The organism is Streptomyces adustus (assembly GCF_009377175.1).
In the GTDB taxonomy this organism is placed as follows: Bacteria; Actinomycetota; Actinomycetes; order Streptomycetales; family Streptomycetaceae; genus Streptomyces; species Streptomyces adustus.
The window spans coordinates 45,528-67,124 of record NZ_VJZD01000012.1 but is presented as its reverse complement, the minus strand read 5'-3'; the positions used below and the strand labels follow the sequence as shown (position 1 = coordinate 67,124).

General features: G+C 67.6%; 21 protein-coding genes. 16 read left to right on the top strand and 5 right to left on the bottom strand.

Annotation, left to right across the window (positions count from 1 at the left end):
• The first annotated feature begins 29 nt into the window (after positions 1-29).
• Both FNH09_RS05175 and FNH09_RS05170 read left to right on the top strand, forming a co-directional pair.
• A complete protein-coding gene (locus tag FNH09_RS05175; protein WP_152885530.1) occupies positions 30-2,015 on the top strand; it encodes a DUF6571 family protein in 1,986 nt (661 codons plus the stop codon).
• Positions 2,016-2,048: 33 nt separating this feature from the next.
• The gene (locus FNH09_RS05170) at positions 2,049-2,678 is read left to right on the top strand and encodes a hypothetical protein (protein ID WP_238426464.1); all 630 of its coding nucleotides are present in this window, start codon (positions 2,049-2,051) and stop codon (positions 2,676-2,678) included.
• A gap of 75 nt (positions 2,679-2,753) precedes the next feature.
• Here the strand turns inward: FNH09_RS05170 and FNH09_RS05165 are convergent, their stop codons facing one another.
• From FNH09_RS05165 to FNH09_RS05150, 4 genes are read right to left on the bottom strand one after another with little or no spacing between them, the layout of a single operon-like run.
• A complete protein-coding gene (locus FNH09_RS05165; RefSeq protein ID WP_152885529.1) occupies positions 2,754-3,335 on the bottom strand; it encodes a hypothetical protein in 582 nt (193 codons plus the stop codon).
• Between the two features lie 37 nt (positions 3,336-3,372).
• Entirely contained in the window at positions 3,373-4,788 is a 1,416-nt protein-coding gene (locus FNH09_RS05160; protein WP_152885528.1) for a PE-PGRS family protein, read from the bottom strand.
• 60 nt (positions 4,789-4,848) lie between these two features.
• A complete protein-coding gene (locus tag FNH09_RS05155) occupies positions 4,849-5,898 on the bottom strand; it encodes a hypothetical protein (RefSeq protein ID WP_202919597.1) in 1,050 nt (349 codons plus the stop codon).
• Positions 5,886-6,659: a hypothetical protein gene (locus FNH09_RS05150; protein ID WP_238426463.1), complete on the bottom strand. Its 774-nt coding sequence runs from the start codon at positions 6,657-6,659 to the stop codon at positions 5,886-5,888. The genes FNH09_RS05155 and FNH09_RS05150 overlap by 13 nt, the downstream gene beginning before the upstream one ends.
• A 607-nt stretch (positions 6,660-7,266) precedes the next feature.
• Here FNH09_RS05150 and FNH09_RS05145 point away from each other — a divergent pair.
• Together FNH09_RS05145 and FNH09_RS05140 are read left to right on the top strand one after the other, a co-directional pair.
• Positions 7,267-7,935 (top strand): hypothetical protein, encoded by a 669-nt coding sequence (locus FNH09_RS05145; RefSeq protein ID WP_152885527.1) that lies wholly within the window; start codon positions 7,267-7,269, stop codon positions 7,933-7,935.
• Positions 7,920-8,948: a hypothetical protein gene (locus FNH09_RS05140; protein WP_152885526.1), complete on the top strand. Its 1,029-nt coding sequence runs from the start codon at positions 7,920-7,922 to the stop codon at positions 8,946-8,948. The genes FNH09_RS05145 and FNH09_RS05140 overlap by 16 nt, the downstream gene beginning before the upstream one ends.
• Before the next feature lie 59 nt (positions 8,949-9,007).
• On the opposite strand, the gene FNH09_RS05135 is transcribed toward FNH09_RS05140, so the two are convergent.
• The gene (locus FNH09_RS05135) at positions 9,008-9,910 is read right to left on the bottom strand and encodes an RpnC/YadD family protein (protein ID WP_152885525.1); all 903 of its coding nucleotides are present in this window, start codon (positions 9,908-9,910) and stop codon (positions 9,008-9,010) included.
• Between the two features lie 529 nt (positions 9,911-10,439).
• On the opposite strand from FNH09_RS05135, the gene FNH09_RS05130 reads away from it, so the two are divergent.
• The 12 genes from FNH09_RS05130 to FNH09_RS05075 all read left to right on the top strand — a co-directional run bounded on the left by FNH09_RS05130 (position 10,440) and on the right by FNH09_RS05075 (position 21,480).
• Complete coding sequence (locus tag FNH09_RS05130) at positions 10,440-11,153, top strand: hypothetical protein (RefSeq protein ID WP_162468138.1); 714 nt, start codon at positions 10,440-10,442, stop codon at positions 11,151-11,153.
• Between the two features lie 16 nt (positions 11,154-11,169).
• Positions 11,170-12,018, top strand: coding sequence for a hypothetical protein (locus FNH09_RS05125; protein WP_152885524.1), 849 nt, complete (start codon positions 11,170-11,172; stop codon positions 12,016-12,018).
• Positions 12,015-13,322, top strand: coding sequence for a TadA family conjugal transfer-associated ATPase (locus tag FNH09_RS05120; RefSeq protein ID WP_152885523.1), 1,308 nt, complete (start codon positions 12,015-12,017; stop codon positions 13,320-13,322). The genes FNH09_RS05125 and FNH09_RS05120 overlap by 4 nt, the downstream gene beginning before the upstream one ends.
• A 5-nt stretch (positions 13,323-13,327) precedes the next feature.
• Entirely contained in the window at positions 13,328-14,365 is a 1,038-nt protein-coding gene (locus FNH09_RS05115; protein WP_152885522.1) for a type II secretion system F family protein, read from the top strand.
• Positions 14,362-15,282 (top strand): type II secretion system F family protein, encoded by a 921-nt coding sequence (locus FNH09_RS05110; protein WP_162468137.1) that lies wholly within the window; start codon positions 14,362-14,364, stop codon positions 15,280-15,282. Before FNH09_RS05115 ends, FNH09_RS05110 begins: the two co-directional genes overlap by 4 nt.
• An 89-nt stretch (positions 15,283-15,371) precedes the next feature.
• Positions 15,372-15,623 carry a hypothetical protein gene (locus FNH09_RS05105; protein ID WP_152885521.1) on the top strand — a complete coding sequence of 84 codons (252 nt, stop codon included), beginning with the start codon at positions 15,372-15,374 and terminating at the stop codon, positions 15,621-15,623.
• A 93-nt stretch (positions 15,624-15,716) separates the two neighbouring features.
• A complete protein-coding gene (locus FNH09_RS05100) occupies positions 15,717-16,136 on the top strand; it encodes a TadE family protein (RefSeq protein WP_238426465.1) in 420 nt (139 codons plus the stop codon).
• A 90-nt stretch (positions 16,137-16,226) separates the two neighbouring features.
• Positions 16,227-16,634: a TadE/TadG family type IV pilus assembly protein gene (locus FNH09_RS05095; RefSeq protein WP_152885519.1), complete on the top strand. Its 408-nt coding sequence runs from the start codon at positions 16,227-16,229 to the stop codon at positions 16,632-16,634.
• A gap of 44 nt (positions 16,635-16,678) precedes the next feature.
• Positions 16,679-17,137: a pilus assembly protein TadG-related protein gene (locus tag FNH09_RS05090; protein WP_162468142.1), complete on the top strand. Its 459-nt coding sequence runs from the start codon at positions 16,679-16,681 to the stop codon at positions 17,135-17,137.
• Positions 17,138-17,186: 49 nt separating this feature from the next.
• Positions 17,187-17,711 carry a hypothetical protein gene (locus tag FNH09_RS05085; RefSeq protein WP_152885518.1) on the top strand — a complete coding sequence of 175 codons (525 nt, stop codon included), beginning with the start codon at positions 17,187-17,189 and terminating at the stop codon, positions 17,709-17,711.
• A gap of 92 nt (positions 17,712-17,803) precedes the next feature.
• The gene (locus FNH09_RS05080; RefSeq protein WP_152885517.1) at positions 17,804-20,749 is read left to right on the top strand and encodes an AfsR/SARP family transcriptional regulator; all 2,946 of its coding nucleotides are present in this window, start codon (positions 17,804-17,806) and stop codon (positions 20,747-20,749) included.
• On the top strand, positions 20,746-21,480 hold the full coding sequence (locus FNH09_RS05075) for a prepilin peptidase (protein ID WP_152885516.1): 735 nt from the start codon (positions 20,746-20,748) through the stop codon (positions 21,478-21,480). Before FNH09_RS05080 ends, FNH09_RS05075 begins: the two co-directional genes overlap by 4 nt.
• The last annotated feature ends 117 nt before the right edge of the window (positions 21,481-21,597 follow it).

Sequence of the window (21,597 nt, the reverse complement as noted above, 5' to 3'; positions counted from 1 at the left end):
CGACCGAAACGAACGGGGATGGGTGAGGCATGCGCGCCGACGAGGGCGGGGGCAGCCCGGGCGTCTTCTCGGGCATAGACCCGGACGCACTAAAGGGCACGATCGACTCTGTACGACGGGACCAGGACACCCTCCAGAGCCGGGCCGCCTACTACAGGACCCGGCTCGCCTACTACGGCATCGGCGATACAGAACTCGGCGACGTCCTGAAGGTGGCGGCCTGGGCACGCGACGAACTCCCCATGCTGAAGCGCCGGCACCACCTCGCCATGCGCATGGAAAACGACCCGTATCCGGGCTTCGAAGGGGTGGTCCGGATCGACGAGGCACGGGTGACCCGCGCCGCCAACGCCGTGGCCGCCCGGGACGCCAAGCGTGCGACCGAGCTGGCCAAGAAGAACCCCCAGGACCTCTCCCCGCAGGAGTTCGACGAACTGAACGCACTCCTCGCCGCGAACTACGACGAGTACCCCTTCGCCGAGAAGCTCGTGGGTGCCCTGGGCGCGAAGAAGACGCTGCGGCTCTGGAGCGATCTGAGCGGCCTCGGCCATCCGGACGGCTACGGACAGACCTCGGACTTCCAGCGCGCCGACGAGCTGGACGACATGCAGAAGAACCTGAGCCTCACGATCGCCGCCGCGACCAACTCCGACTCGCCGGCCATGACCAAGTGGAAGAAGGACATGGTCGCGATCGGCGACAAGCCGATCCGGGACTTCGGCCCCTCCCCCCACAGCGGCAGCGCAGGCCCCGAGGGCTTCGTCGTCATGAGCAACCTGATGCGCTACGGCGACTACGACGACAAGTTCCTTGAGGACTACGGAACGGCGCTCATCAAGGAAGACAGACGGGTGCTGGAGGAAGCGGGTCAGCTCTACGGAACCGGCTGGGGTACCGAGGAACACGTCAACCATCTGGGCAACGACCGCGGCACCGACCCGCTCACCGGCTACATGAAGGCCCTCGCCAACAGCCCCGACGCGGCGACCGCGTTCTTCATGGCCGAGCAGAAGGGCGAGGACGGCAAGCCCGAGTCGAACTTCAAGTACCTCTTCGAGGAACGCAAGTGGCCGAACGACAGCATGCCGGGCAAGGAGAGCGTGACCGGCCTGAACTCGATGGGCCACGCCCTCGAAGCAGCCACCACCGGCCACCGCCCCGGAGAACAGGCAACGACAGAGGACACCAAGCACTCCCAGGACCAGGCCGATTTATTCAGCGCCCTGGTGAAGTCGGTCTCGGAGGACCAGGATCGGCTACGCAGCCATGCATTCCTGTCGGACAGCTTCGCGAACATATCGGCTGAATACATGCCGGATATCCATCGGGCGTTGGATTCCGACAAGGCAAACGGGGCCAAGCTTTTCCCTCTCCCTGGAGTCGCCGCTCAAATTCAAAAATACGATGCTGCGCGATTCCTGCATGCGGTGGCCCGCAACAAGGAAGGGTACGACCGGCTCAACGTCTCTCAGCACGTATACGCTGCCGCGCTGATGGAGGCATACGCGAAGCATCCCGATGCCTACCCGCAGAACACCAAGGGCACCATCAACGAACTTGCTTACGAGACCGGACTATTCCAAGGCGTCATTGGCGCTGGACGGCATTTCCAGGCAGACAAAGACGGCATGGACGCAGATGCGCGAGACAATGCCTGGAAGGACCAGGTGGGCACATGGGGAGGCTCCTTGGTCGGAAGTGCGACGGCTATTGCCACAGCCCCGTTCACCGGTCCCGGCGGCGTGGTGGCGGGCGGCCTTGCCGGAACAGCATCAGGGGAGATCTTCAACGGCATCCTCGAGGGCTTCGGTGACAACGGGGACGGGCTGAAGCAGCAGGTCTACAAGAATGTACAGAATATGGGACAGGTTGAAGACTCGGCCATATTGACCACTCAAGAGTCCGTCAAGGCCGCCACTGGATCCGAAGAGGAAGAGTCCAGGGCCGGCCATGCGGCGGGCAAGGGATTCCGGGACGCCGATTCTCTGGTATCGGACAGTGAAGCCGCAGCGTAATGCATCGACTCGACAGTGAATAGGTGATCGACCTTGACAGAACTGAGCGGCAGCGGAAATCGCCACAGAGCCCTTGTCTACAGCGGCGCGATTGCTGGCATCGCCATTGCCGTGATTCTGGCCTACGTCTTTGGCGCCTTCTCAGAATCGCGTGGGGCCATTAAGGCTGACGACATGTGCCAGAACCTGCCAGACCGGCGGGCAGCTGCTGACACCTTCAAGTCCGTCCTACCCCAAGCTGCACAGTACGACTTCGTCATGACTTCGACCCCTGACCCGGACGAGTCCTACAGCGGTACCTGTTCGGCTATAGGGGATGACAGTCAGCACCTTCTCAACCTGCATGCCGATATGGGTGTGGCCATGTCCTGGGAGCAATGGGCCGAGCAGGAATTGCCCCCGACCACCGGGAAGGTCACCTACTTCAGTGCCGGAATCAAAGGCGTCTCGACTTCGGATCTGGCTGCGATCTACGTCCCGTGCTACAGCAGCGAGACCAATACCAAGCAGCCCCACAATCTGACGATATTCGCTCACGCTTTGAAGAGCCTTAAAGGATCTGACAGCGAAGTTCGACAGGAACTCATCCGTCTGGCTGAGTCATTTGGTCGATACGCCCATAGGGAGGCCAAGTGTGACCTCCCGTCCCGGCTGCCGGATTGAGAGGCTCGTAGCCGGATCAATGGCTCGTCGTGACTGCGTTTTAAGCACGTGAAGCGCCGATCCGTAGCCGAGACGCTATTCTCCCAGTTCATCGGCGCGCGGGTTGAGGATTCTGTTCAGGACATCGGATACCAATCCGGAGGTTGTCAACTCTGTCGTATTGATCTCTTCGAAGATGAGAGCCAGTGCGACGTCGAGTGCGTCAGCGTCGCCGGTCACGGCGCCGAAACTACTCATCCCCTTGCGCAGTGTGCTGTTGCCGCGCGTTACCGTGATGAGGACGCCTGGGCGGCTAAGCTTGGATCCTTTTTCGAAGCCTATGACGGTATATCGGTAAGACCGATCATGGTAGCTGAATGTCAGGGCTCTTGAGGTGTTACGAAAGGCCTTATCGTTGAATGCGAGTTGCACCACATGACCGTTAATTCTGAACCTTGAGTTCTTCAATGTGGGGCGCTGCGGTCCGACGGTGCAATATTCGATCGCCGGCATTTGTTCGCCATGAAGACGCACTGTTAGCTGATCGAACCCCGCCCTGGTTGATCTTTTGCGACGCTTGACGGTGACGGTCACCTCCCCGAATCCGTTCACGAGCCCCTTGCGGCTTCCTTTCTCCCTGCGGGAGAACGATTGTAGCTCGAACTGCAACTCAGTCACGTACCGCTTCCTTTGGATCGTGCTTTTCCGGATTCCCTCAGAACCAGTTCATCGGATTGACTGCCCTGGTATTGCTTTTGACGTTGCGCGCAAGACAATTTGCCGCTTCTGACATCATTTTTCCAACCCGGCGGGCTGCTCTAGCTGAACCCTTCTTAATGTCATCCCAGTGTTCGACGACTTTGGCTCCCCCGTAGATCAGGCCAGTCCCGATTGTCGCTCCAATGCTGATTGGATTAGGGGAAACCATGGCCCATGTCAAGGATGCATTGAAGCAAGCCTCCGTCACGTCGGCTACGTAACCGGCCCCTTTTTCTTTGAAAGCGCTGACAGGGTCGCCCTGTGCCCAGACGTTAGCAAGACTGATCCCTGTCGAGAGTGCACCTTCTCCGATGCTCACAGTGCGCAGAAATCCACCTGTTCTGATTGCCGCGCCGAGCCCCTTGAGGAATGGTGAGGCGATCTTCCCTGCGGAGATGACGGCAGGCTGAGAGTTTTTGAGTTTCTGTAAATACCCGACCGTGCGGAACACTCTGAAGAGATCGGTGTGTCCAGCGCGAGTTGCCCATGCGCCCGAATGAGTCAGCCCCCCGTATTTTGCTGCCAGGGCATCAGAACCAACGATGAAGTCAATTCCTTTGGTTACAGCAGGGGAGCGTACGAGTGGCAATGAGCGAAAACTGTCCCAGGTTCGGCCGAACATGCCAGCCCGCCACGATGTGGTGAAGGGGATTTCGGTCACGTTCTGGTAGAGAGAATTTCCGGCAAAGAGGGATCCCAGCTGGCCGGGTAGCCAGCTTCCTGGTGCGCCGAGTGAGCGAATCTCTCCGGCAGGAAGATTCCTTAATGCTGTGCCGAACCGCGAGCGGAGTGCGCCGGCACCCTCTGCTCTCCACCAAGGGGATTCGATCCCTTGACGGAGCATGCCTTGATGCCAAGAGTTTTTGAGGAAAACATTACCCAGTGCGGCGCCGGATACAATTGTGGTGCCGCCGATCTTAATCACGCCAGTGGCGTCGCTGACGCCATTGAGGAACTCGTCGATGTTGTTTTCGCCGATTCCCTTCGCGCCTGGGATCTCCGCCAGATAATGGGCCTCGATACGTGCCAGCCACTCGCTGTACGTCTCCCGATGTCCTCGAACGAACAGTTGGTCCTCCCGAGCCAGGTTTGCCCGCTTACGGAGATCGGGTGCCGTCTCTGCAACCCATGAGCGCATCGGCCTGAGGGGAGTCAACTTGTCCGCAACTCCCAAGGCCGCTGCCCGCTTGAAAGCCTCGTCGATCCTGTCTCCCAAGCCGCCTCGGCCGTCCAGGAGCTTTGCGAGTTGATCGAGATCGTCAGGATTTACCATGCGCATACCAATGTTCTCCATGGCATGTAAATGAACGCCCGGCCGCACTCGTTCCGTACCGGACCAGGGAAGTTGTTTCAGGCACTGCGGCGCGTGCATGGGTGTCTACGAGAGAGCCGACCTGGCGCGGCACTCTGCCGTGTTCGTATGGGATATTTCCTAGCGGTTGATCGCTTGAATTTCTTCGACGGCGATGTCCTGGTCCTTCCCGAAGGTGCCGTTCGGAAGATTGCCGCCTGCGTCGCCGGTGCCTTTCCATGTGATTTTCCAGGTGAGGACAGCCCGCAGTCTGAAATTGCCGTCGATAGAGGAGCGAAAGTATTCGATGCCGCAGGGTGGGGTGTCGTTCGCGTTTCCTCGGCTATACCGCTCACCGATCGAACCGTCGGCGTCCTCCACGCATTCGCCTGAAGGAGGGAAAGTCTTGGCGTCGAGGGTGCCGGGTTCCAGTTTGAGCGAGATCGGCCTGGCCGTGGTGATTGCCTGAATGTTGATGCCGCCGGCGTTGAGTGTGGCTGTGACGGAGACTTCTTTGAACTTGGCCGTATCCAGCCAAACCCAAGTGGGGAGGTTGACCTTGGTGGCGTGCGCAGGGGCAAGAGATACGACGGTGTCCGGCAGTTGGATGCGGTTGTAGGCAAGTTCGGCAAGTATGCGGGGTGTGGCGGTATTCTTCATGAGTGGAGTGCCACCCCTTTCGACCCAGAAGGGAAGTTCGTCACAGGCCCAAGCGCCAGATTCGTTCAGGCGACTGTGGTCTTGGGCTGCGACCCACCAACTGCCCCGGTTTTTCTCGTCCAGGTTGTAGTTCTTGTACTTACCGTCCTTGTAGATTTCCCGGTATTGTCCCTGTCCAGCCTTGGCGTAGCCAGGTTGTCGAGGGTCGTTGACGACTGAGTCATACGCCTTCTCCATGCTGGCGGCGAACTCTTCGGCAGTCATCGGTTCGTACCAGCAGGCTGGCGGAATCCAGTTGTCGACAGGGGTGACGGTTTTGGGGGAGGCTTCAGTGTTTCCCCGGGTGGAGCCACTGAAGGTGATGCGGGACTGGAGCGTGTGTCCGTTCGTAGAGCCCTCCTGTCTTGTGGAAGCACCCTCGTTTCCGCGACCTAGGTCCACATCGGCGTACGTGGGATGTGGAGTGATCACGCATGTGGCGGCAAGGCCGATCAGCATGAACCTCAGGTGGCGCGACGTCACGATGTGCACCTGTGATTCCCCCGCTCCGAGGAAAGGGTGGCGGTCTGCCACACACCCGTGTCGCTCTGTTCCAGCCGAGTGACGTACAAGATGTAGGACTTGGCAGATACAGGTGTTCTCTCGATTTCACCGGTCTCCACGTCCTTGACGTATGCCTTGCCTTCGAAAGAGCAGTAGGTGAGAGTTGCCCGACCCTTGTCATACACGTCCGCAGTGGGCTTGAAGAAGCGTGTTTCTCCGGTCATGGACTTCTTGGCGTCCACGAACTCCTTGACCCACTGCGAAGCGCTCACGAGAGCCTCTTCCTTGTAGTAGAAGCTCAGAATCGATTCCTCCGTATTGTTCTGGGTGATGGCGTAGTCCAGTGCGTTGATGCGCCTGGAGGTATCCGCCAACACGGCGTTCTCTGTCGCGTCGCTGGTGTTCCAGCTCTCGAACGAGTTGGTCACATCACTCGGCAAGGTGACCTTGGGGCGTCGTGCCGAGTCGGTGACGCTCGGACTTGGAGTTGCCGACGCCTTCGTGGCGCCGAGGTCGGCACCTGCGATCTCGTCGTTGGCCCCCGAGTCGCTGTTGCTGCTGTTGCAAGCCGTCAACAGCAGAGCTGCCGTTGCCGCAAGAGCGGTAGCAACGGATAAAGCATGGCGCGGCACAATGGTCTCCCGTGAGGCCGAGGTTGAGATGAGGACTGGGACGGTATCTGGAGGCGTCTCGGTCTCGGCGGGCCGAAGGCAGCGCAAGCGGCTGCCAACCTGCCATTTCTCGGGCATTTTTCGGCGCTGGTGGCATTCTGATAGCACCCGAACGAGGGAATGCTTTGCCTGACTCGATGCATCACGCTATGAGGCTCCGTTTGGCTCGTGCGCACATTGAAATGCGTGTGTTTGCGGGGCAGATACGTTTACGCGAAGCCCGAGCGATGGGAGGTGCGCGGTGAGGTGTGAAGCAGTGCGTACCAAGCGGGGCTCGACGGTCCTGGGGTTGCCGGCGAGGCTGATCCGAAGCGCGCGATGTTGACGCGGCTCGCGGCCGTTGCCCGACGATGAGCGGCTGCCTGTGATCCGAGCGCGCCGTGGCGACATCGCCGGGGTGTTACGACGGGGTTTTGTGGTGCTGTCCCCGGTGATCTGCGGTGGGCGGGTGCGCGTGCGATGCACTGCTGGGCGGTGTGCCGAACCCGGTGGGATGCCAACGAGGGCGTCAGCGGCGGAGTTTGAGGGTTTGCCGGTGCAGCGGGAAGGTTGCTGGTGGTTGTGTGAAGGGAGCTTCACGAACTTCACAGTGTGGCATCAGTCCACCCGTGAACTTGGTCCTCGATTCGCCCCACGTGGGATCATCCCTGGGCAAGCCGATCACCTATCTCTGAGGACGAGCGCCATGCTGACCATGCGACAGAAGGCGACCGGGGTCGCTCTTCTTGCTGCCGTCGCCTTCTCTGTGACCGGTTGCAGCAGCGATTCGGGCGGCGGCTCGGCCAACGACAAGATCAGGGGGGCCGGTTCGGAGGAGAGCGCTTCCGCCTCGCCGTCGGCCTCGGCTTCCGCCGCTGCCGAGAAGAACGCGCCGGTGTTCGCCTTCCCTGCGGACGTCAAGGCGACGGTCGAGCGGGACACGAGCGGGGATGCCGTCAAGGACGCGGTGCTGCGGGATGTGGCGTACTCGGCGCAGGCCCGCCTGGAGGCCTTCGGCAAGGGATCCGGCCAGACCGCCAACATGAATCGTTACTTCGCGGCGTCCGCGCTCACCTACTGGACCGAGCGAGTTGCGACCGTCAAGAAGGACGGACTGACCGTCTCGGGGCAGTACCGGTTCTACGGCTTCAAGGTCACGGACGTCGCGAACGGCAGGACTGCCGCGGTCCGTTACTGCGAGGACCAGAGCAAGGGGTACAGCAAGGAGATCAAGACGCAGAAGGTGCTGCACACGAACCCGAGCGACCAGGACTTCATCCTGTACACGCTTCAGGCGGCGAAGGACCCCGCCGGTGACTGGCAGGTGCAGCGACAGAGTTGGAAGAAGGGGGACGCGTCATGCGTGCAGGGATAGGAACAAGGGCCGCCCGTCCGGTTCTCGGGGCGGTCCTGGCCGCAAGCCTTGTCGCGGCTGCGGGGGCGGGTTTCCCGGCGTACGCGGGTGACGGACAGGTCGGTGGCGGCACCGGCACCACCGACAACACCAACACGGACTCCGGTGCCGACTCCGGCAGCGGCACCATCGGTGCTCATATCCAGATCAAGCAGAGCAAGCCCGGCTCCGGCGGTGACAGCACCACCGCCACCTCCTCCAACGCCAACTGGAAGCCTCCGGTGTGCTGGTACGAGCCGATGTACACCTCGGACGAGTACGAGGAGTTCATCAAGTCCGCGTACAACGGCGCCAAAGAGCCTGCGGCGAGCTATGCCAAGAAGCGGGACGAGGAGAAGTACCACAAGGGCGACGACGGCCTGTGGTGGCAGGTGAAGTTCCGTAACGACGACTACACCACCGCGTGTCCGGTCACGACCGACAACTGGGAGATCTGGGTCCCGCCGGCCGACCCGGCGCCCGACCCCAACAAGCTGACGCCGGAGATCCTCTCGCAGCTGGCCTACAACTCGACCAAGCTGCCGAAGCCGCCCGTGGTGCTCAGCCCGGGTGCGGACCGGCTCGTGGTGAACCTGGGTACGCGGGTGAAGTTCGAGGGCGACTTCGACCGGGTCTGGACGACCGCGAGCATCGACTACAAGGGCGTCCGGATGGCTGCGACCACTGTCGCCACGCCCGTGGCTCTCAAGGTCGACGCGGGTACCGCCGACGCCGACCCGCAGACCTGCACGTACGACCTGGTCAAGGGCAAGGGTGGGTACACGGTCGACAGCTCGGACGCCGGGTGCAACGTCACCTATCGGCGTTCTTCCGGTGACGGGACCTATCCGTTCAAGGCGTCGATCACCTGGAAGGTCACCTGGACCGACTCGGACAACCCGGACGGGCCGGCGCGGCAGCCGGGCCTGCCCGACGGGCTGTCGACGTTCGAGCAGGACGTGACCGTGCACGAGATCCAGGCCGTCAACCGGTAGACAACGCGGACAATACGTGGCCTCTTCGCCTTCGGTGAGGAGGCCCGTCCGTGTGACTGTCAGGCCGGGCCCTCGGCGAACAGGTCCTCGGCGGTCGTCGCGGTGAGGGCGTTGGTGAGCCACGTCCCGAGTGTGTCGAGGTCCGCGCACCTGGTGATCCGCTCACGGGCGTGCTCGGGGACCTCGATGCCCCGAGCGGCGAGGATGAGCAGGATGTCCTCGGCCCGGCCTTCGGTCCGGCCTTCGGATCGGCCTTCCGCCCGGCCTTCGGCTCGCAGGCGCTCAGAGGTCTCCGAGCGGAAGAAGGAGAGATCGACGGACATCAGTTGCCTCCAGGTCTCGGCGGCGGGGGCGGTTCCCAGGCCGAGTTCGGTGAGCTCGGCGAAGATCCTCGCGGTCTCCTCGTCGACGGTCTTCAGAGCGATGGCCAGGGCCTTCAGTATGGCAGGAGCATTCGGGTCCTTACCATGCGTGACTGCGCTCAAGGTCGCGAGCGGGATATCCCGGGCCGCAGTGGACGGATCGGTGATGGCGGGCACGTTGTGCGGCCCCAGGACGAGTGCCCGCAGGGTGAGCGCGGACCACTGGGAGGGGCCGATGGTGAAGGGTCTTGCCGCCCATTCGGCTGTCGCCCTGTCCTGGCAGGTCACGAGAAGGACCGGTGGGAGGCAGTACTTCGCGTACAGGTGCGCCACGTAGTACGCCCACGCGGCGGGTTTGCCGGGGTCCTTCTTGCCCTGTGCCTCGACGATCAGCAGGTGACTCTCGCCTGTCGCTGTGTCGATCTTCAGGAGGGTGTCCACCCGACGTTCCGTGGGTCTGGTCTCCGTGAGGTCCGTGGGCATCAGAGAGACGGCAACCGGGTCGGGGAAGGGGAGGTCGAGGGCCCGGAACGTACGGGCGAAGACACCCGGGTCCTCCTGGAAGATGCGATGCATCGCCTCATGGGATGAGCTGACCATGTGAGGGACGGTAGGGCGGTGGGCCGCGGACAGTCCGGCATATGCCCTGGGTTCATTCGTTGGGGTGAGTCGGCGTGGGGCGGTTATTGGGGAGGTCGGGTCTTGGCTCCGGTGGGCCGTGGGGGAGTTCGTGGGTCGTGGGTGAATCGTGTGGGGTTCATGACCCCGCGGTGACAAAGGGGCTCCAGGCTTGTGAGATCGGCAATATGACGGAGTGCTGATCGATTCGCAGCCGCACAGCACAGTCGAGTTGTCGGAGATGCGTGGTCAACTGGGCTGCTGTGGGCGGGCGTTGCAGATTGACAAGGGCGGGTCGGGCGCGTTTTGAGGGTTCCGGCTCGCCTTGAGGGGCTTATGTGCGGCTGATACCGTGCGAGCGCCTGACACTCGGCCTCGCTTCGTCCGACTGCCCGACCGGGGAGCCGTGTTCGGTACATCCCGCACACGGGATGACGGGGAGAGTGTCCGGATTTGCAATGAATGCAAAGAAGTTGGCAGACAATTTCTTGGTTGTACGGGGAGCGGTGGCGTGAAGATCCAGGAGCGTACGGGGGCGGGCGCGGGTCGTCCCGCGGTACCGACTCAGCCGGCGGTCGGTGACCGGCTTCCCACGCCGCCGCGCGAGCGCAAGCCCGCGCTGGCCGCGCTGGCGGTGCTGCTGATCCTGGTCGGGGCGCTCGGCGCGACCATGCTCGTGCTCCAGGCCGGAAACCGCATCGAGGTCGTGAAGATCACGGCGGAGATCCCGGCGGGCGGTTCGGTGACGAAGTCCAACACGACGTCCGTGCTGGTCGCCGAGGATGACAGCATCAACTATGTGCCGTGGGCCCAGCTGGACCAGCTGAGCAAGCTGAAGGCCGTCAGCACCATCCCCAAGGGCGTGGTGGCCGTCGGGGAGATGTTCGGCGACGGAAGCAAGCTCGAAGCCGGCAAGGCGACCGTCGGTCTCTCCCTCAAGGAGGGCCAGTACCCGTCCAACCTGGAGTCCGGGGACATCGTGGCGGCGTACCGCGTCGGCTCCCGCACCAGCTCGGGCTCGGGCGCGAGCGGTTCGGCCACGGACGACAACGCGCTGCTGGTCGACAAGGCGCGGGTCAGCTATGTGCAGCCGTCCAAGAGCGACGACGTGATCAGCAGCACCAACCTGCCGGTCACGCTGGTCGTCGACAGCGACAAGGCCGCCGCGCTGGCCCAGGCCGCGTCCAACGGCGAAGTGGCCATCGTCCTCGTCCCCAGTAGCTGAAGGCGGCTTCGGACCCATGGCTCTCATCGCTCTGGCCGCCGACAAGGGTTCCCCCGGCGTCACCACCGCGGCCGTCGCCCTCGCGGCGGTCTGGCCGCGGCGTTCCCTGCTGGTCGAGGCGGACCCGGCGGGCGGCGACCTCGTGTACCGCAGCGCCGCCGCGCACGGCGGGCAGCTCAACCCGAACATAGGCATGCTGTCGATCGCCGCGACCGCCCGCCGTGGTCTCGTACCGGATCAACTCTGGGACCACGTGCAGCCGTTGAGCGGTGGTCTGGAAGTCGTGACCGGGCTCGGGATCGCCGAGCAGGCCGCCGGTCTGGCGGGGCTGTGGCCGACGCTCGGGCAGGCCTTCGCCGCGCTCGCCGACTCCCCGAACGCACCCGCCGACGTGATCGCCGACTGCGGCCGCATCAGCGGTGACACCCCTGCGGTGGAGCTGTTCCCGCACGCGGCGCTGGTGCTGCTGATCTCCCGTACCGAGCCCGAGGCCATCGCCCGGGTCCGGGACCGGGCCGCCGCCCTGTCGGCGAAACTGCACGGCGGCCCGCGCGGTGCCGCGAGCCTGGGCAACCCGGTGATCGGGGTCGTCCTGGTCGCCGACCCGTCCGACGCGGGCAAGCTGGTCAACCAGGTCAACGACATGCTCGTGCACGCCCAGACCGGCGCCCGGGTGGTCGGCACGATCGCCGACGACACGGCGGGTGCCGAGCAGCTGGCGGGCCGCAGGCGCGGCCGCCTGGACAAGTCGCTGCTGATCCGTTCGGCCCGCAAGGTCGCCGCGGACCTGTACCAGCAGTACGGCGCCGCGTGGTCCGTACCGCAGCAGGGTCCGATCACCGGCCATGCGGGAGCCGGCCGATGACCGCTGTCGACCACCAGCTGGTCAAGCGGTTCCGGCAGGACGCCGGTGACCGTATCGCCGAGCAGCGCCGCCTCGACCAGGTCTCCGGTGTCACGCCGATGTCCGGCGAGGACGAACGCCACTACGCGCGCGCCGTCATAGCCCAGATCCTGGAGGACCACGCCCGCACCGAGATCAACGCGGGCCGTACGCCGCTGGACGCGGAGACCGAGGAGCAGTACGCGGCCGCCGTGCACGCCGCGCTGTTCGGCGTCGGCCGGCTCCAGCCGCTGCTGGACGACGTTGATGTCGAGAACATCGACATCAACGGCTGTGACCAGGTGTTCGTCGGGTACGCCGACGGGCGCGAGGTCAAGGGCGATCCCGTCGCCGAGACCGACGAGGAGCTGATCGAGCTCATCCAGGTGCTGGGTGCCTACTCGGGTCTGTCGTCGCGGCCGTTCGACTCCGCGAACCCCCAGCTCGACCTGCGGCTGCCGGACGGGTCGCGCCTTTCGGCCGTCATGGACGTGGCCCGCCGCCCCGCACTCTCCATCCGTCGGGCCCGCATGGGCAAGGTGTTCATCTCCGACCTGGTCGGCAACGGCACCATCGCCCCGGAGCTCGGGCACTTCCTGGCCTGTGCCGTGCGCGCCCGCAAGAACATCATGATCGCGGGCGCCACGAACGCGGGCAAGACGACGCTGCTGCGCGCCCTCGCCAACGAGATCCCGCCGCAGGAGCGGCTCATCACCGTCGAGCGCGCGCTGGAGCTCGGCCTCGACACGTTCCCCGAACTCCACCCCAACGTGGTGGCGTTCGAGGAGCGGCTGCCCAACTCCGAGGGCCAGGGCGCGATCGCGATGGCCGAGCTGGTGCGCCGGTCGCTGCGTATGAACCCCTCCCGGGTCATCGTCGGCGAGGTGCTCGGCGACGAGATCGTGACGATGCTCAACGCGATGTCGCAGGGCAACGACGGTTCGCTGTCCACGATCCACGCCAACAGCTCGCACGAGGTCTTCAACCGCATCTCGACCTACGCCCTCCAGGCGTCCGAGCGGCTGCCCATCGAGGCCAGCCAGATGCTGATCGCGGGCGCGGTGAACTTCGTCGTCTTCATCCAGCGGCGCAACAACTACCAGAGCGGCGGCCGCCTCCAGCGCGTGGTGACCTCCGTGCGCGAGGTCAACGGCGTCGACGGCCGCGTGCTGTCCAGCGAGGTGTTCGCCGAGGCGCCGGACGGCCGGGTCGTCCCGCACGCCCCCATAGCCTGCCTGGAGGAACTCATCGCCTACGGCTACCAGCCCCACGGAAGCTGGGGGTGAGCGCGATGACGACGTACTCGGCGCTCGGCTCGCCCGGTTCCCTGGGCGGACTGTTCTCCACCACCGTCATGTACGCGATCGGCACCGGTGTCGCGGTCGGCGGCGGACTCGCGCTGCTGATCGTCGCGATCCGCGGACTGCCCGCCAAGCCCGCGCACGAGAAGCAGAAGGCCGGTGAGCGGGCGAGCGAGCTGATCCGGTTCGCCGGACAGCGCGGTTCGCTCGCGGCCGTGATCGGCCTGGTCGTGCTGCTGCTGACCCGCTGGGCGGTGGCCGGTATCGCGGCCGGCGTGCTCGTCTTCTTCTGGGACCGCCTGTTCGGCGGCGCAGGCGAGGAGCGGACCGCGATGCGCCGGGTGGAGGCCCTCGCCTCCTGGACGGAGTCGCTGCGGGACACCATCGCCGGCGCGGTCGGCCTGGAGCAGGCCATCCCGGCCTCGGCCCGCGCGTCCGCCCCGGTGCTGCGCCCCCATCTGGACGCCCTGGTGGACCGGCTGCGCGCGCGCACCCCGCTGCCCGACGCGCTCCAGATCCTCGCCGACGAGATCGACGACGCCTCCGCGGACATCATCGTCGCGGCGCTGATCCTCAACGCGCGCCTGCGCGGCCCGGGTCTGCGCCAGGTGCTGGGCGCACTGGCGAAGTCGGCGCGCGAGGAGGTCGACATGCGGCAGCGCGTGATGGCCCAGCGTGCCTCGACCCGCCGCTCGGTGCAGATCGTCGTGGCGGTCTCGGTCGCCTTCGTGCTGGGTCTGGCCATCTTCAACCGCGACTTCGTGGAGCCGTACGGCACCGCGGTCGGCCAGCTGGTCCTCGCCGTGGTCTGCGGCCTGTTCGCGCTGGGCTTCTGGTGGCTGCGCAAGCTGTCCACCATCGAGACGCCCGAGCGGTTCCTGGTGCGCGACGAGTCCGCGGTGCAGTTCGTACGACCCCGGATGCCGGCCCCGCAGTCGGGTCAGGGCGGGCCGGGCCAGCCGCTGCCGGGGCAGGTCCCGCCGGGCCAGTCCCCGCCGCTTCGTCCGGAGGAAGGGGTACGCCGGTGAACCTGACGATGCCGGTCACGGTCGGCGCGGTCCTGGGCCTGGGCGTGTACGCCCTCATCCGTGCCCTGATGCCGTCCAAGCGCAGCGCCGTCGCGCAGGTCGCGCGGATCGACGCGCTGCGGGCGCGCGGTACGGCGTACGAGTCGTCCCGCCAGACCCAGGAGAGCGGCCGCCTCGGCTCGCTGCGCGCCCAGGTCGGCGCCCGGGTCTCCGACTTCTACCTCCAGCAGGGCTGGGAGCAGCGGTCGCTGCGAGCGGACCTCGCCGTGCTGGACCGCAGCTGGGAGAGCTTCCTGGCGACCAAGGTGCTGCTGTCGGCGGCGGGACTGTTCTTCGGGCCCTTCCTGTTCGCCATCGTGTGGCAGCTCGGCTTCAGCTCCAGCCCGGTCATCCCGGTCTGGCTGGCGCTGCTGTGCGGGGCGCTGTTCTTCTTCCTGCCGGACCTGGAGGTGCGCCGGGACGCCACCGAGAAGCGCCGCGACCTGCGCCGCGTGATCGGCGCCTACCTCGACCTGGTGTCGATGAGCCTGGCCGGCGGCCGGGGTCTGCCCGAGGCGCTGATGGCGGCGGCGGAGGTCTCCGACGGCTGGGCGACGCAGCGTATCCGCAACGCCCTCGCCGACGCCCGGATCACCGGTATCAGCCAGTGGCAGGCGCTCGGTCAGCTGGGTGAGGAGATCGGCGTGGAGGAGCTCAAGGACCTCTCCGCCTCCCTGGCCCTGGTCGCCGACGACGGCGCGAAGGTGCGCGAGTCGCTCGCCTCGCGCGCCGAGACCATGCGGCACCGCGAACTCGCCGAGATCGAGGGCAGCGCGGGCGAGAAGTCGCAGTCGATGCTTGTCGCCCAACTCCTGTTGTGCGCCGGGTTCCTGGTGTTCCTGATCTTCCCCGCGGCCATGCGGGTGTTCCAGGTGTGACACAGAGCTGACACCGTTTCCAGAACTGCCGCGCCTAGCCTCAACTGGCCACACCCGCAGTGAAATCGCATTCGAGAGGACAACTCATCATGAACGGACGGAACTTCACCACGGGGATGCCGGCCGTGGACTTCCTGGTCGCCTTCCTCCAGGCCCGCGTCGAGCGGGCCCGCTCCGGCGAACTGGACCGCGGCGCCTCCGCGGTCGAGTGGGTCATCATCTCCGCGGTCGTGGTGGCGATCGTCGGCGTGGTCGCGGCGATCATCAACGCCGCGCTCAGCGACGGCGCCAACAAGGTCGGCAACTGCATCAAGGGCGCGAACGCCAGCGGCACCTGCTGACCGGACGTACGGGGTCCGGAGTTCGCAATGCGGGGATACGGGGTGACGGGGTTGCTCGTGGGCGTAGGCAGAGGGATACGCCGCAGGGTGGCGATGACGCGTGAGGCGGCATCCACCCGCGGCGACTCCGGCATGACGGCGATCGAGTTCGTGCTGCTCACTCCCGTCCTCTTCTTCATGATCTTCGCGACGGTGCAGTTCGCGCTGTACTTCTTCGCCGACCACGTGGCCCAGGCCGCCGCCCAGGCCGGGGCACGCAAGGCCCGGGCCACCGCCGACGAGCACCCCGGCGAGTGGCGGGGCGAGGCGCGGGGCGTGGTCGACACCTACATCCGACAGCTCGGCCCGCAGCTCGTGCTTGCGCCGAATGTGTCGCTGCTCCAGCCGGAGCAGAACACCGTGGGCGTGGAGATCACGGCCCGGGTGCCGACGGTGTTCCCGGGGCTGGACCTGACGGTGCACGCGCAGTCGTCGGGGCCGGTGGAGCGGTTCGTGCGGGACGGGGGGAACTAGATGGGCTCCTCGGTTCCCGGGCCGGGCGGACCCCGTACGTGGGCCGTGCGGGACATCCGGCGTGCATGGGCCACGCGGGTCGCGCGGATCATGCGGCACACGCGGGCCGACGACCGCGGTCTGTCCACCGTCGAGGTCGTGATCCTGGCCCCGGTGATGATCCTGTTCATCCTGGTGCTGGTGGCCTTCGGGCAGCTCGTCGACGGCCGGGGCGCGCTCGACGGCGCGGCCCGCGACGCGGCCCGCGCGGGGTCGATCCAGAAGGACCACGGGACGGCCATGGCCGAGGCGCGCAGGGCGGCCGAGGCCGACCTGACGGACGTGTGCTCCGGCCCGGTGTCGGTGACCCAGACCAGCGCGGGCTTCGAGCCGGACACCATCTTCACGGTCCAGGTGAGCTGCGAGGTGCGCGGTCTGGCGATGCTGGGCCTGGACGTGCCGACCACGCTGACGGCGAGCTTCAGCTCGCCCCTGGACCCGTTCCGGAGGACGGCGTGAGACTCACCCCTGGACCCGTTCCCGCGGACGCTGTACGCGGACTCGTGCGCGCAGGCCGGAGCTGGTGGGCCGCCCGGCGCCCGCGGCTGGACGACCGCGGCTCCGGAGCCGGCGCGGTCATCATCTTCGCGCTGGTCTTCCTGTCCCTGTCGGCGTTCGTCATCGACGGCGGCCTGTCCATCTCCAAGCGGGAACGGGCCGCCGACATCGCGGAACAGGCGGCCCGGTTCGCCGCCCAGGACATAGACCGCGGATCCCTCTACGAGAACCAGAACGGCCCCGCGCCGATCAACTTCCAGAACTGCGACACGCGGGTCAAGACCTTCGCCCGCGAGATGGACATGACCGGCGCGGACATCGCCGCCAGCCACTGTGTCGCGGCCGACGCCCAACGGGTGCAGGTCGACATCCAGTTGACGTACTCGCCGGTCTTCACCGGAATGTTCTACGGCGGGAACGTGGTCGTCCACGGCCAGGCGGTGGCGGAGAACGAGGTCGGCTGACCGGCCCCGCCCCCGCCGAGCAGCAGAAGCAGAGGAACGGAATCCCCCCATGCGGTACGAAGAGAAGATCCCCAAGACGTGGCTGACCGGCACCACGGTCCTCTACGTCGTCGGCGTCGCCTGGATGGCCGTGGGCAGCCTGCCCGACGACCTCGGACTGTGGCTCGCGATGTCCGCGATGTTCCTGGTGCTGATCTGGGTGCCCTTCAACGCGGTTCCGCTGTCGAAGTACGTCTACAACCGCATCCGGATCGACGACGACACCCTGCGGGTGGGCCGGGAGCGGATCGCGCTCGCGGACCTCGACCCCGCGTCCGTGCGCGAGGCCGCCGGGCAGGCGCGGCCGACCGCGGTCCAGCGCCTCGCGACCTCCGCGGGCGCCGTCGACGCCCCGGTCCCCGGCCTGCGCGCCGCCGACCTTGGCAACCCCCGTCTGGTGGGCGGCGGTTGGTCCGTCCCGATGGGCATGGACAGTGTGGTGCTCGCGACGCGGGGCGGTGAGGCGCTGATGATCCCGACCCGGGACCGTGCGGCGTTCCTCACCGCGCTCGGCGCGGCGCTCGGTGCCGACTAGGGCGCTGCCGCCGCCCTTACCCGGTGTCGGCGGCAGTCCATAAGATTCAACGCAGTTCACCCCCGTCTCCACACCACCCCAGGACACCCGCCATGGCGCGACGCAGCACTCCAAGCTCCACGGGAAGCCCGACCGGCCCGCGGAACCGCACTCCGCAGCCCGTGCGGCTGCGGCGGCGTACGTTCGGGGACTTCGTGAAGGCGTTCCTCGCCTTCGTCGCCCTGCTCGCGCTGGTCGTCGGCGTGCCCGGGGCGCTGGCCGTGGAGGTCGGGTGGCCGCTGCCCAGCGAGGCGCCGAGCCTCGACTGGTTGCAGCAGGAGATGACCGTCACGACGTTCCTGCACATCCTGACCGTCGTGGTCTGGCTGGCCTGGGCGCAGTTCACCGCGTGCGTGCTCGTCGAGGTGAAGGCGGCGGTGTCGGGTGTGGGCGTGCCGGGGCGGGTGCCCGGGTCCGGGCCCAGCCAGCTGCTCGCCCGCCAGCTCGTCGCCGCGCTGCTGCTGGTCGGCGCCACGGCCGCCAGCTTCACCCCGGGGCTCTCGCAGCTCGGGCACGGCATCGAGGGCAACCAGAAGGCGACCGTGGCCGCCGCGCAGGCGACGCCCGGACTGTTCGCTCAGCAGCAGGAGCAGGCCGCGTCCACCGCGGCCGCCCTGGCCGAGCAGGCGTCCCACGCGCAGGCCGACGCCGACAGCGGCACGGTCAGGGCGGGCGCCACGAAGTTCTACCGGATCCAGCCGCCCGAGGGGCGCCACCACGACTCGCTGTGGGAGGTCGCCCAGCGTCACCTCGGCGACGGCCGCCGGTACAAGGAGATCTACCAGCTCAACAAGGACCGGGTGCAGCCGGACGGTTCGCGGCTGTCCGAGGCCAGTCTCATCAGGCCCGGCTGGATCATGGAGATGCCGGGGGACGCGCGGGGCGGTGACCTCGTGGAGATGCCGGACGCCGGTGCCGCGGTCTCGCCCGAGGTCCAGCAGCAGATCCACGACTACGCGAAGTCCGGGGACCAGGCGAAGTCCGGGGACCACGCGCAGGGCGGCGGGGCCGGCGCGGCCCAGGTGTCCCTGCCCGCGCAGCGGCCCGCGGGCGACGCCGCGCAGCAGCACGGACAGACGTCCGCCACCGACTCTGCCGACTCCGGCGACCAGGCGTTCGGACTGCCCGAGGCACTGCTCGGCGCGCCGCTGCTCGCCGCCGGTCTGCTCGGCGCGCTCGGCCGCCGGCGCCGGCAGGCGCTGTGGCAGTCGGCCATCGGGGCCGTCGGCGGCCGCCGTGGCATGGAACCGCCGACCCCGACCGGCGACGCCCTGGACGTCCAGGACGCGCTGCTCGTCGGCGCCGACCCCGAGGGCGTACGGCTCCTCGACCGCTCGCTGCGCGGCCTGTCCGCCGCGCTCGCCGACGAGTCGCGCGCCCTGCCCACGGTGTACGCGGCCTGGCTCAGCAACGGCGATCTGCACCTCCAGCTCGCCCAGCCCGCGGGCAAGCCGCCCGCGCCGTGGCAGCTCGGTCAGGACCAGACCTTCTGGGTGCTGACCCGCGCCGACGCCGCGCGGTACGACGATCTCGACACCGCCGCCCCCTACCCGGGCCTGGTCAGCCTCGGCACCATGGACGACTCGCGGCTGCTGCTCAACCTGGAGGCCGTGCCCGGCATCGTCTCGCTCAGCGGCCGCGAGGCCGACCGGGCCGCGGTGTTCGCCTCCGTCGCCGCCGAACTCGCCACCAACGGCTGGTCGGACCGGATGACGATCACGCTCGTCGGGTTCGGCGAGGACCTCACCCCGCTGGCGCCCAACCGGCTGCGTCACCTCGACGGCATCGAGGCGCTCGTCGAGGCCATGGAGGCGGAGACCCGGCAGCGCCGGGGCGCGCTCGGCGCGGCCGGGCACGACTCCGTCCTCACCGGGCGCACCGGCCCCGCCCAGCACACCCGTTGGGCCCCGCACCTGGTGCTCCTCGCCGCCCAGCCGTCCGTCGAGGACGCCGTCAAGCTGGCCGAACTCGCCGCCGACGCCAGCCGGTTGGGCATCGGCTATCTCGTCGGCACCGAGGACGGCCGACTGCCCGGCGCCGCCTGGGAGATGGAGATCAGCGGCGACGGCACCCTGCGCGCCCCGTTGCTCGGCCTGGAACTGGCCGCCCAGATGCTGCCGGTGGCCCAACAGCGGGCCGTCGTCGAGCTGTTCGTGCAGGCGGACCCCGAGCACGGCCCGGACGGACCGACGACGACCCCGCCGTTCCTGGTCGACATCAGCGAGCAGGGCCGCCCGGCCGTGTACGCGCGCCTCGTGGGCTCGTACGAGATCATCGGTCTGGACGCCCCCGAGGACGAGCGCAGCGCGCTGCTGCACGAGGCGCTGGCCCTGTTGCTGCTGCACCGTGAGGGCGTGCACCCGCGGGTGCTGTCCTCCGCGCTGTGGCCGCGCGGGGTCACCGACGACGTGCGCGACGCGCTGGTCGAGCGGCTGCGGGCCTGGCTCGGCACGGACCCGGACGGCTCGCCCCGGCTCACCGCCGACACGTCCGGACGGCTCACGCTGGCCCGGTCCGTCGTCTCCGACCTGGACGTGCTGCGCTCCCTGTACCACGAGGCGACCCAGGGCAAGGGCGTCGACAGCCGGGTCGTGCGCGGCCGGCTGCTCACCGACGCGCTGGTGCTGGTGCGCGGACCGCTGCTCGCCGACCGGGCCGAGGGCCGCTACCGCTGGCTCACCCACGAGATCGTCGACGCCCAACTGCCGCTGCTCGTAGCCGACATCGGACTCGCGCTGTCCGAGTTCCACCTGGAGAAGGGCCGCGCGGAGCAGGCCATCGAGGCGCTGAACGCGGCGGTGCGGACCGCCTCGGACGACGAGCGACTCTGGCACGAGCTGCTGCGCGCCACGCACGCCACCGGGGACACGGACCGGCTCACCGCGCTCGCCGCCGACCTCGTCGGGCGCAGCGGCGCGCGGGGTCTGCCGCCGCGCACCGAGGCGCTGCTCGACGAGCTGCTGCCGACCTGGCGCGACGGCGTCGCCGCGGCGGGATGAGCACCACCGCGCTGGTCCTCGTCGCCGCCCTGTGGGGTGCGGCGACGGGGGCGCTGCTGCCCCGGGCCGCCCATCGCTTCTCCGTGCCGTCGGGCGAGCCGTGGCGCCGGGAGTGCCCGGGCGGGCATCCGCTGCGCGGCTGGACCGGACCGGCGCGGTGCGCGCGCTGCCCACGCGCCGAGGCCCGGTACGGCCCCGGTGCGTCCCTCCTCGCCCTGTCCGCCGCCGCGGTCTGCGCCGCCCTCGCCGCCGCCACCGGCACCCGGCCCGAACTGGCCGTCTGGCTGCTGCTGGCGCCGGTCGGCGTGCTGCTGGCGGTGGTCGACTTCCGGGTGCAGCGGCTGCCCGACGCGCTGACCCTGCCGCTGGCCGCCGCCGCCCTCGCCCTGCTCGGCGCGGCCGCCCTCGTGCCCGAGCACGCGGGCACCTGGCTCACCGCGCTGTACGGTGCCCTGGCCCTGGGCGGCGGCTACTTCGTGCTGTTCCTCGTCAACCCGGGCGGCATGGGCTTCGGCGATGTGAAGCTGGCGCTCGGCGCCGGAGCGGTCCTCGGCTGGTACGGCTGGCCGACGGTGCTGCTCGGCACCTTCGCCGGGTTCCTGTTCGGGGCGGTGTACGGGGGTGTCCTCGTCGTCGCGCGGCGCGCCGGGCGCAAGACGTCCATCGCTTTCGGGCCGTTCCTGATCGCGGGAGCGTTCGCCGGGCTGCTGATCGGCGCGTACTCGGCCTGAGGGCGGGCGCGTACTCGGCCCGAGGGCGGGCATGTCCTCGGCCCGAGGGCGGGCATCGCCGCGTACGGGACGGGTGCGGCCGGGGCGGGAAAACGCCTGGCGTAGGCTGGTTCGGTC